Raw genomic sequence first — 772 nt, 5'->3', positions numbered from 1 at the left:
GCCGTTGCAAAGGTGGTAAAACAGCTCCAGCGTTACAAGAAAAAGCGCAATACGCCCAGGCACGGACAGCAGCAGCGCCTGCGCGCTTCCGAACGCATCCTGGCCCGAGGCGCCGGCCATCAGCCAGCCTGCGAGGCCGAAGGCGCCGAGGCTCAGCGCCACGCCCGAAAGCCGGTGCCCGAACGACAGGACGGAGGTCAGCTGTGGCCGGTAGTTCTGCATGCTGGGTGATTTTGGACGGCGGTGAGACATGGCGCTTCCTTCGTGTCAGCCTTGTCGCTCGATCATTTTCTTCTTGATCTCGGCGATGGCGCGGCCGGGGTTCAGTCCGCGAGGACAGGTGCGGGTGCAGTTCAGGATCGTGTGGCAACGATAGAGGCGGAACGGATCCTCGAGGGCGTCGAGCCGCTCGCCGCGTCCCTCGTCGCGGCTGTCGGCCAGCCAGCGCCACGCCTGAAGAAGCGTGGCGGGACCTAGAAAGCGGTCACCGTTCCACCAGTGGCTGGGGCAGCCCGAGGTGCAGCAGAAGCACAGGATGCACTCGTAATAGCCGTCAAGTGCTGCACGCTCCCTGGGCGATTGCAGCCGCCTGCGCTTCGGCGCCGGCGTCTCGGCGTCCAACCAGGGCTCGATCATCTCGTATTGGGCGATCAGCCCGGCCGTCCCGGCGGTGAACAGGTAAAGGATGCCGATGTCCTTGTGGTTCGTCGACATGAACCAGCGGGTGAAGAAGCCCCGCTTCTCTTCGATGCTGTCGCTGATCTGGGCTGAC

Annotated in this window: 2 protein-coding genes; both read right to left on the bottom strand. The window is 64.5% G+C overall.

Annotated elements, in window-relative coordinates; all coding sequences use genetic code 11:
- A partial coding sequence (sdhC, locus tag IT40_RS26500; RefSeq protein ID WP_036761535.1) for a succinate dehydrogenase, cytochrome b556 subunit occupies positions 1–252 on the bottom strand: 252 nt, incomplete at its 3' end.
- A gap of 15 nt (positions 253–267) precedes the next feature.
- Positions 268–772 (bottom strand): 4Fe-4S dicluster domain-containing protein (locus IT40_RS26495; protein ID WP_208855421.1); only part of this gene is annotated, 505 nt, incomplete at its 5' end.

The sequence above is a fragment of the Paracoccus versutus genome (assembly GCF_000763885.1).
GTDB lineage: Bacteria > Pseudomonadota > Alphaproteobacteria > Rhodobacterales > Rhodobacteraceae > Paracoccus > Paracoccus versutus.
The sequence above is the reverse complement of the archived record's forward strand: the minus strand, read 5'-3'. Positions and strand labels throughout refer to the sequence as shown.